Annotated in this window: 11 protein-coding genes and 1 riboswitch; of the genes, 4 read left to right on the top strand and 7 right to left on the bottom strand. The window is 71.4% G+C overall.

From position 1 onward, the window contains the following. Position 1: 1 nt before the first annotated feature. Complete coding sequence (locus AB0305_RS21565) at positions 2–763, bottom strand: NlpC/P60 family protein (protein WP_364135340.1); 762 nt, start codon at positions 761–763, stop codon at positions 2–4. 2 nt (positions 764–765) lie between these two features. Next, a riboswitch (cyclic di-AMP (ydaO/yuaA leader) is annotated at positions 766–960 on the bottom strand. A 133-nt stretch (positions 961–1093) separates the two neighbouring features. Here AB0305_RS21565 and AB0305_RS21560 point away from each other — a divergent pair. After that, positions 1094–1345, top strand: coding sequence for a hypothetical protein (locus AB0305_RS21560; protein WP_290257678.1), 252 nt, complete (start codon positions 1094–1096; stop codon positions 1343–1345). A 28-nt stretch (positions 1346–1373) separates the two neighbouring features. Here the strand turns inward: AB0305_RS21560 and AB0305_RS21555 are convergent, their stop codons facing one another. Genes AB0305_RS21555 through arsB form a run of 5 tightly spaced genes read right to left on the bottom strand, consistent with a single transcriptional unit; the run spans position 1374 to position 5523 of the window. Beyond that, positions 1374–2018 (bottom strand): DNA alkylation repair protein, encoded by a 645-nt coding sequence (locus AB0305_RS21555; protein WP_364135337.1) that lies wholly within the window; start codon positions 2016–2018, stop codon positions 1374–1376. Between the two features lie 40 nt (positions 2019–2058). Beyond that, on the bottom strand, positions 2059–2574 hold the full coding sequence (locus tag AB0305_RS21550; RefSeq protein WP_364135334.1) for an N-acetyltransferase family protein: 516 nt from the start codon (positions 2572–2574) through the stop codon (positions 2059–2061). Continuing rightward, positions 2571–3983, bottom strand: a complete 1413-nt coding sequence (locus AB0305_RS21545; RefSeq protein WP_364135331.1) for an FAD-dependent oxidoreductase — start codon at positions 3981–3983, stop codon at positions 2571–2573. The genes AB0305_RS21550 and AB0305_RS21545 overlap by 4 nt, the downstream gene beginning before the upstream one ends. A 2-nt stretch (positions 3984–3985) precedes the next feature. Further along, positions 3986–4402 (bottom strand): arsenate reductase ArsC, encoded by a 417-nt coding sequence (locus AB0305_RS21540; protein ID WP_290257674.1) that lies wholly within the window; start codon positions 4400–4402, stop codon positions 3986–3988. A gap of 23 nt (positions 4403–4425) precedes the next feature. Then, entirely contained in the window at positions 4426–5523 is a 1098-nt protein-coding gene (gene arsB, locus AB0305_RS21535; RefSeq protein ID WP_364135328.1) for an ACR3 family arsenite efflux transporter, read from the bottom strand. A gap of 105 nt (positions 5524–5628) precedes the next feature. On the opposite strand from arsB, the gene AB0305_RS21530 reads away from it, so the two are divergent. The 3 genes from AB0305_RS21530 (at position 5629) to AB0305_RS21520 (ending at position 8567) form a co-directional block, all read left to right on the top strand. After that, positions 5629–5979 (top strand): metalloregulator ArsR/SmtB family transcription factor, encoded by a 351-nt coding sequence (locus AB0305_RS21530; RefSeq protein ID WP_364135325.1) that lies wholly within the window; start codon positions 5629–5631, stop codon positions 5977–5979. Positions 5980–6219: 240 nt separating this feature from the next. Beyond that, the gene (locus AB0305_RS21525) at positions 6220–7482 is read left to right on the top strand and encodes an MFS transporter (protein WP_364135322.1); all 1263 of its coding nucleotides are present in this window, start codon (positions 6220–6222) and stop codon (positions 7480–7482) included. A gap of 50 nt (positions 7483–7532) precedes the next feature. Next, complete coding sequence (locus tag AB0305_RS21520; RefSeq protein ID WP_364135319.1) at positions 7533–8567, top strand: Gfo/Idh/MocA family oxidoreductase; 1035 nt, start codon at positions 7533–7535, stop codon at positions 8565–8567. A 65-nt stretch (positions 8568–8632) separates the two neighbouring features. On the opposite strand, the gene AB0305_RS21515 is transcribed toward AB0305_RS21520, so the two are convergent. Further along, positions 8633–9028, bottom strand: a complete 396-nt coding sequence (locus AB0305_RS21515; RefSeq protein WP_366173982.1) for an anti-sigma factor — start codon at positions 9026–9028, stop codon at positions 8633–8635. Between the last annotated feature and the right edge of the window lie 30 nt (positions 9029–9058).

Below are 9058 nucleotides of genomic sequence, written 5' to 3'. Positions count from 1 at the left end.
GTTAGGCCCCCGCGCGGACGAAGGTCACGCCGCCGGTGGCGGTCAGCCAGGACAGCGGGTGGACGATCGTCTGGTTGGAGCCGTTCATACCGCCGCTGATCGCCTGGCCGTTGCCGGCGTAGATGGCGACGTGGCCGGACTGGACGATCATGTCGCCCGGCTGCGGGTCGGAGACGACCTTGCCGTAGTTGAGGAACTGCTGCGGGCCGAGGTCGCCCACCGGGATGCCTGCGGCGCCGAGCGCCTTCTCCACCATGGCGGTGCAGTCCTGCGTGATGCCGATCTGGCTGTACGCTGCAGAAAGCATGGCGGCGTTGACGCCACCGGCGGGGGCGGCGGCCGGAGCCGGCGCCGGTGCGGCGGCCTGGACGGTCACCTTCGCCACCGGGGCGGCCGGGACCTGGGCCACGGGGGCCTTGACGGCGGCGGGCGCGGCGGCAGGTGCCGGAGCCGGGGCCTCGACAACGGGCGCCGGGGTGGTGGCCACGGCCGGGCGGTCGAAGCTGATCTGCACGGCGGAGTCGGCGGTCACCGGGGCGGTAACCTTGCCGGCGACGTCGGCGTGCGAGACGGGTGCGGATTCCCGTTCGGCGGGGACGTTGCCGGCGGCGTTGGCCGCCATGCCGCTGGTCAGGACCAGGCCGGAGGCTGCGAGGACGACGGCGGCCTGCCGGCCCACGGTGCCGGTCGCCGCGGCGAAGGCGGCACCCCGACCGGTAGTTGCGGTGGTGCCGGGGCGCGCGTCAGTAGAGCGTGAAGTCATGATGTACCTCTCCCAAAGCCTGCGAGGTGAGCTGTCGGATTCGGATGGGAGACACCCGGCCGCGGGTCCGTCTGGGCGGACACTGCGCGGCTTCACCCCAAGACCCGCCCGTGGGCAGGTCGCGATTGGTTTCCCCGTCTCTGCCAGCTGGTTGCGAGGATGCCCTGGACCGCGGCAGAGTTAGGCAATCGGTCCGGGGGTGCCCGTCTCGGAAACCAACGGGCACCTCTCCACGGTAACGGCCATCCTCCCGAATGTCACATTAAGGTAACGGCAGAGGCGTCCCGGCGGGGCTACGATGATCCCACCATGTCCCGAGCGGAGGATCCGATGAATCCCCATTGTGTCGCGATCTGCCAGCTGAGCGATCAGCCGCAGGAAGACTTCGACGTGAATACCGAGCTGCTGGTTCTCGAGGGGAAGGAGATCCACGTCGCCACCTGGGATGCCGAGCCGCGCGACGGCGGCTTCGACCTGCACGTGCTGAACGACAGGGTGGACGCGCTGGGCTTCATGGTGGTGACGGACTGGGAGTTCCTGGACGGCAAGGCCTACGCCGTCGTCGAGCGCCGGCCCGCCTGAGTCCCGCCGCCCCGCGCACCGAGTATCCCTAGAGTTCGCCGCCCGCTTCCCGTTCGACGCGCTCGATGGCGGCCCTCACCATCTCCTCCGCCGACGGACCGCCGTCGCGGCCGCCGTCCGCCATGCCGTTGGCCAGGGCCTGGGCCGCCCGGCGCCGGAACCGCGCCCAGTCCCCCGCGCCCTTCCGGAGTTCGCGCAGCGGCGCCAGCAGGGCCGCGCGGCGAAGCCAGGGGTCGGGATCGCCCAGCCACCGGTCCAGGACGGCCTCGGCGCGGGCCCGGGCCTGCCCGCCCAGCCCGGCGATAAGCGGCCCCACCACGTCCACCGCCAGCGGGTCCGCGAGGTCGGGCAGGTGCGCGCCGCGGAGGAAGCCTTCGATCCGGGTCAGGTCCGAGTTGTCCAGGTGCCGCAGGGCAGATTGGAGGAGCACGACGGCGGCCAGGCGGCGCTCGAACACGGGCACGGCCCACAGTTCCGAACTGAGCGCGGTGAGACCGTCCCGGTCCAGTTGCCGGTGCCGGCGGAGCGCGTCGCGGACGGTGCCCCGGACGGCGCCAACGGAGGCGCCGTAGACCGAGAGCCCGGGCCCGAAGCGGTCCTGCCCGGCCTCGGCGCGTTGCCAGGAACTCTCACGCTGCAGTGTCGCGTCTATGAAGTCACCGGCCTCGCTCACCGTCCCATTCTTCCGCACCGGCCGTGGGCCCCGTGTCCGGCTAGTGGTCCGGGCTGCGGTACTCCATCAGGACGGTGTCCCGCCACTGCCCGGCGAGCGGCCCATAGGACATCAGGCCAATCCGGCGCCGGGTTCCCACCACGGTGAAGCCCAGGCGTTCGTGCAGGGCCAGGGAGGCGGTGTTCTCCGGGAAGATGGTCGACTGGATGGTCCAGATGCCGGCCTCCCGGCAGCGGCCGATGAGCTCCGCGAGGAGTCGGGCACCGTGGCCGCGGCCCCGCGCGGCGGCGGCGAGGTAGAGGGAGTGTTCCACCACGCCGCGGTAGACGGGGCGGGTGGACACCGGCGAGACGGCTGCCCAGCCGAGGACGGCGAAGTCGTCCTCCAGCACCAGGCGGACGTCCGGGCGGCGTCCTTTATCGAAGCTCTCCCAGGACGGCGGCTCCGCCTCAAAGGTCGCGTGGCCGGTGGCGATGCCTTCGGCCCAGACCGCCCGGACGGCGGCCCAGTCCGCGGCGGTGAGATCCCTGATGCGGAGGCCCGCCCCGGCGCTCATCCGGCGTCCGCTTCGCCGCCGCGCCCGTGCAGCAATCCCGTGGGAAAACCGAGGAGGACGGGCTCCGGTGCAGTGCAGCAGCCGCCGCCTGCCCCGGCTGGCGCCGACGTCCCGGCCGTGGCGGGCGCATCGGCTAAGGCGGGCGCATCGCAGCTGCTGCCGATGTCCGTTGAGCAAACCCCGGTCTCCGGCAGCTCCAAGTGCACGGTGTCCGCCGCCTCCCGGTCGCCGGCCAGCGCCGCGGCCACGGAACGGACCTGTTCGTAGCCGGTGGCGAGCAGGAAGGTCGGGGCGCGGCCATAGGACTTCATGCCCACGATGTAGAAGTCTTCCTCCGGGTGCGCCAGCATCCGCGCCCCGTGCGGTTCCACGGTGCCGCAGGAGTGGAACTCCGGGTCGATCAGCGGCGCGAGCTGCCGCGGCGCCTCCACGCCCGGGTCAAGGTCCAACCGGAGCTCCCGCAGCACGTCCAGGTCCGGGCGGAAGCCGGTCGCGGGGACCACGACGTCGGCGCTGAGCGTGCGCCCGTCGGTGGCCGTGAGTGTGACCTGGGTGCCGTTCAGGGAGACGGCGGCGATGCCGAACCGCGTGTGCAGCTGCACGGTCCCGTCCTGGACGAGGCCGCGGAGCCGGCTGCCGAGCAGGCCTCTGGCGGCGAGGCCGTCGGCGTCTCCGCCGCCGTAGACCTTGGCGGCGGAGGCGCCGCGGATTGCCCAGAGGATCCGGGTGCCGGGCTCCTGGGCCGCCAGGTCGGCGAGGTGGATCAGGGTGTTGGCGGCGGAGTGTCCGGAACCGACCACGACGGCGGTGCGGCCGGCGAAGGTTTCACGGTCGCGGCCCCGCACGTCCGGCAGCGGCGGAGAGATCCGGGCAGTGGCGGCCGGCTCGCCGCGGGCTGGCAGGCCGGAGGTGCCGAGCGGGTTGCGGGTGGACCAGGTGCCGGAGGCGTCGATGACGGCGGCGGCCCGCACCTCGCGGGTGCCGCCCCCGGACTCCTCGATCCGGAGCAGGAACGGCGTACCGGCGCGGTTCCGGCTGTGCGTCTTGTCCAGTCCCTCACGGGTGACGGCGGTGACCCGGGCACCGGCGTGCAGGCGCCCGGCGATGGCGGGCAGCGCGGCCAGCGGCTCCAGGTACCGGTCGATGAGATCCCCGCCGGTGGGCAGACCCGACGGCTTCGGCGCTTCCCAACCGGCGGCGTCGAGCAACCGCACGGCCGCCGGGTCGGTGTTGTACTGCCACGGCGAGAACAGCCGAATGTGGCGCCACTGCCGGATGGCATCGGCCGGGGCCGCCCCGGCCTCGAAAATCACGGGTTCGAGGCCCCTCTCGAGCAGGTGCGCCGCGGCGGCGAGTCCTACCGGACCGGCGCCGATGATGGCGACGGGAAGGGATCCGGTGACGGCCATGGTCAGTCCTCCTTCAGGGATGCGATGAGTTCCTCGATGCGGGCCTTGATCTCGTCGCGGATAGGCCGGACCGACTCCACGCCCTTGCCGGCCGGGTCGGCGAGTTCCCAGTCCTCGTAGCGCTTGCCGGGGAAGATCGGGCAGGTGTCGCCGCAGCCCATGGTGATGACGACGTCGGATTCCTTGACGGCCTCGGTGGTGAGGACCTTGGGGATCTCGGCCGACATGTCGATGCCGAGTTCGGCCATGGCCTCGACGGCGGAGGGGTTGACCTTGTCCGCGGGCGCTGATCCGGCGGAACGGACCTCGATCTCGCCCTTGCCCAGGGTGGTGAGGAAGGCGGCGGCCATCTGGGAGCGTCCGGCGTTGTGGACGCAGACGAACAGGACGGAGGGCTTCTTGGCCGTTTCGGTGCTCATGCGATTCTCCTGAGTGTGCGGGGTTAGGCGGGAAGGGTGCGGGGGGTGAAGTAACGCCGGCGGGCCCAGAGGGCGGCGTAGACAAGTGCCACCAGGACGGGAACTTCGATCAGGGGCCCGACGACGCCGGCGAGCGCTTGCCCGGAGGTGACGCCGAAGGTCCCGATTGCCACGGCGATGGCGAGTTCGAAGTTGTTGCCGGCGGCCGTGAACGCGAGCGTGGTGGTCTTGCCGTATCCCAGACCGAGGCCCTTGCCGATGGCCATCCCGGCGCCGAAGACCACCAGGAAATAGACCATCAGCGGCAGGGCAATCCGGAGAACGTCCAGCGGCCGGGAGGTAATGGTGCCGCCCTGAAGGGCGAACAGCAGGGTGATGGTGAAGAGCAGGCCGTACAACGCCCAGGGGCCCAGCTTCGGCAGGAACGCCCCCTCGTACCAGTCGCGGCCCTTGGCTTTTTCGCCGATGGTGCGGGTGAGGAATCCGGCCAGCAGCGGGATTCCGAGGAACACCAGCACCGAGCTGGTGATGGCCCAGAAGGAGAAGCCGGCGCTGGTGGTCGGCAGCCCCAGCCAGGACGGCAGGAGCTGGAGGTAGAACCAGCCCAGGGTGCCGAAGGCGATGACCTGGAAAACGGAGTTGATGGCCACCAGCACGGCCGCCGCCTCCCGGTCGCCGCAGGCGAGGTCGTTCCAGATCATCACCATGGCGATGCAGCGGGCCAGACCCACAATGATCAGCCCGGTGCGGTATTCGGGAAGGTCCGGAATGAAGATCCAGGCCAGGGCGAACATGAACGCCGGCGCCACGATCCAGTTGAGCGCCAGGGACGTGACCATGAGCTTCCGGTCGCCGATGACGCGGTGCGCCTGGTCGTAGCGGACCTTCGCCAGCACCGGGTACATCATCACCAGCAGGCCGACGGCGATCGGCAGCGAGACTTCGCCGATCTTCACGGCGTCGAGCGCGGCGTTCAGGCCAGGGATGACGCTTCCCAGCAGCAGGCCCAAAACCATCGCGACGATGATCCAGACCGGCAGGAACCTGTCCAGGGTGGAAAGCCTGCCGACGACGGCGGCCTCACCTTCACGGGTGGGCGTCGGGTCAGTCTGGGTGCTCACGGGGCTCCTGGCGGGTAAAGGGATTCGCGATAGAGATCGAAACTTGTCGATATGAAGTATCGGCGGCTATATCGACGAATGTCAATCTATGGGCATAATGAGGGCATGACGTCGCTGGACATTCTTGATCAGGCCTCCGCCGGGAGCTGCTGCACACCCTCCGCCACCCCGGCCCTGGCGCCGGAGGAGGCCCGGCGCAGGGCGTCGGTCTTCAAGGCGCTCGCCGATCCGAACCGGCTGCGGCTGCTCTCGATCGTCAAGGGCTCCGGCGGGGGCGAGGCCTGCGTCTGCGACCTGACCGAACCGCTCGGCCTGAGCCAGCCCACCGTTTCCCACCACCTGAAAATCCTTGTCGACGCAGGCCTCCTGCACCGTGAGAAGCGGGGCACCTGGGCCTACTATTCTCTTGTCCCGGGGGCGATCGCCGGAACCGCCGGACTCGTCGAATCCCTCTAGGGACCCACCGCCGGGAAACCGGGCTCCGCAAGCGCCGAGTCACCTTGTGCATAATACCCCTAGGGGTATTATTGGAGGGCGGGCATCCATTCGGAGTCCCGGCACCACAACTTTTGAGGAGAACACCATGTGCAGTCCCGTTCGATGCAACACCTGCGGAAAGATCACCTGGGCCGGCTGCGGCGAGCACGTCGACTCCGTGATGGCCAACGTTCCCGCTGACCAGCGCTGCACCTGCAAGTGACCCCCCGGCCGGCACGGGAGCACCCTCCGCGGCAGGCGTCGCAGCGGAAGGTGCTCTCCGTGCTGGTGGGCGGCCAGGTCCTCGGCGGCATCGGCATGGGCGCCACCCTGTCCCTGGGATCGCTGCTCGCGGCCCAGCTGTCCGGGTCCCCGGCCTGGGCCGGCACCGCGGCGACTATGAGCACCCTCGGTGCCGCCGTGGCTGCCATCCCGCTCTCACGCCTGGCCCTGGCGCGCGGCCGCCGGGTGTCCCTCTCCACCGGAGCCCTGATCGCCTGCCTGGGCGCCGCCACGGCCATCAGCTCCGCGGCGTTCGGCATCTTCCCGTTGCTGTTGCTGGGCCTGATGCTGCTGGGCTCGGGCTCGGCCGTCAACCTTCAGGCCCGGTTCGCGGCCACCGACCTCGCCACCACGGGCACCCGCGCCCGCGACCTGTCCGTCGTCGTCTGGTCCACCACCGTCGGCGCAGTCCTCGGCCCCAACCTCTTCTGCCCCGGCGAGGCCGTGGGTGCCGCCCTCGGCTTGCCGCCCATGACCGGAGCCTTCGCCTTCTCCGTCGCCGGCCAGCTGGCCGCCGCGGCGGTCTACCTCACCGGGCTCCGGCCCGACCCGCTGCTGCAGTCCCTCCGCGCCGGCGCCCGCGCCGACACTCCGGAGCCGCCGCAGACCGGCCGGCAGATTCTCCGGCAGAACAACCGGGCGCGGTACGCCGTCACCGTCGTCGCCCTCAGCCATGCCACCATGGTGGCGCTGATGTCCATGACGCCCATCCACCTGCGCGAGCACGGCGCGAGCCTGACCATTGTGGGCTTCACCATCAGCCTGCACATCGCCGGCATGTATGCGCTCTCCCCCGCCTTCGGCTGGCTTGCGGACCGCGCCGGCCGCGTGCCCGTGGTCCTGGCGGGTCAGGCGACGCTGCTGGCCTCGCTGCTGATCGCGGGCCTCTACTCCGACTCGCAGGCCGGCGTCACGGTAAGCCTGATCCTGCTGGGCCTGGGCTGGTCCGCCTCCGTGGTGGCCGGCTCCGCGATGGTGGCCGAGTCCGTGGCCGGCCGGGACCGGCCCGCCCTGCAGGGCATTTCGGACCTGAGCATGAACGCCGCCGGCGCCCTGGGCGGCGCGCTGGCCGGGCCCGTGCTGACCGCGGCGGGCTACTCCGGCCTGGGCTTCCTGGCGATGGTGCTGGTAGCGATCGTGCTGGCCTGGACCGGACTGAGGGCCCGCGCGGACCGCACCGCTACCCCGGCGGTGCGGTAGCGTCGTTCCCAGGTCGGCCGCACCCCGCGGCCGCACGCAAGGGAGCTCCGATGCCAGACGCCACCACCCCTCCGCAGCCGTCCGGCCCCGCCGGCAGCGCCCGGCCCGTCCGCTGGGGCATCCTCGGGACCGGCCTCATCGCCGGTCTGCAGACCTCGGACCTAGTCGACCACGGCTTCAGCGTCCAGGCGGTCGGCTCCCGCGCCGCGGGCACGGCCCGCGAGTTCGCGGACCGCTTCGGCGTGGCCACGGCGCACTCGAGCTACGAAGCGCTGGCCGCCGACCCCGACGTCGACGTCGTCTACGTTTCCTCGCCGCACCCGTTCCACTATGAGCACGCGATGCTGGCCCTCGATGGCGGCAAGCACGTCCTGGTGGAGAAGCCATTCGCCATGAACGCCTGGCAGGCCCGGCACGTCACCGAGGCGGCGGCGTCCAAGGGGCTCGTGGCACTGGAGGCGATGTGGACCCGCTACCTGCCGCACATGGTCCGGATCCGGGAGCTGATCGGCTCCGGCGCGCTCGGAGAGGTCCGGACCCTGCTGGCGGACCACACCCAGAACCTGCCCAAGGACCCGGCCCACCGGCTCAACGACCCCGCCCTCGGCGGCGGCGCCCTGCTGGACCTGGGGATCTACCCGGTGTCCTTTGCCTTCGACGTGCTGGGGGTGCCGGAGCGGATCCAGGCTTCGGCCAGCATGACAGCCACCGGGGTGGACCGGCAGACGGCCATGATCTTCGACTACACCAGGGGGCAGCAGGCCGTCCTGCACTGCGCCCTGGACACCGCGGGCCCCAACCGCGCCGCGGTCCTGGGCACCGGCGGCCGGATCGAGATCGACCCGGTCTGGTACACCCCCACCGGCTTTAGCCGCTACGACGACGCCGGCACGCTGGTGGAGCGCTTCGAGGAGCCGGTCACGGGGCGCGGCATGCAGTACCAGGCGTGGGAGATGGAGCGCCTGATCGCCGCCGGCGCCACCGGAAACGACATCCTCCCGCCGGAGGAAACCGTGGGCATCATGGCGGCCCTGGACACGGTGCGGGGGCGGATCGGCCTCCGATACGACGCCGACGACGCGTAGGACCGGTCCACCCCCGGGCAGACACCGCCTCGGGGCCGGCTGCCGGACCCACCGGAAGCCGGCGGTCAGCCCCGGAGGGACAGCTTCCCCCGGGCCAGGCTGTCCGTGGAGTGTGCCGGATCGCCGTCGTACGGTTCGTCGGAAACATCCAGCACCGGATACGCCGTCAGGTCCAACCCGCCGGGCACCACGAAGGCCTGGCTCCCCTGCCCCAGGACGCCCAGGCTGACCATCCTGGTCAGGTCCGCGGAGCCCAGCCACACCTCGCGATAGCCCGTGAGCTGCTGCCCCGGGAGGGTGATCACAACCTGCCGCGTACCGTCGGGCAGTTGCTCCACCAGGGCGCTGCCGCGGGCGGAGTGCCCGCCCAGCGGCGTTAGGACGGCCTCACCGATCACGGCCCCGGTGGGGCCGGCGCCCGGGGCCGGAGCGGTGCCGGCCGCCGGTCCCGCTCCCAGCACCCCAAACGCATATCACACCACTGAACACCA

This window comes from Arthrobacter sp. NPDC080086, assembly GCF_040702285.1.
Note: the sequence above shows the minus strand (reverse complement) of the source record. Positions and strands in the feature narration are given on the sequence as shown.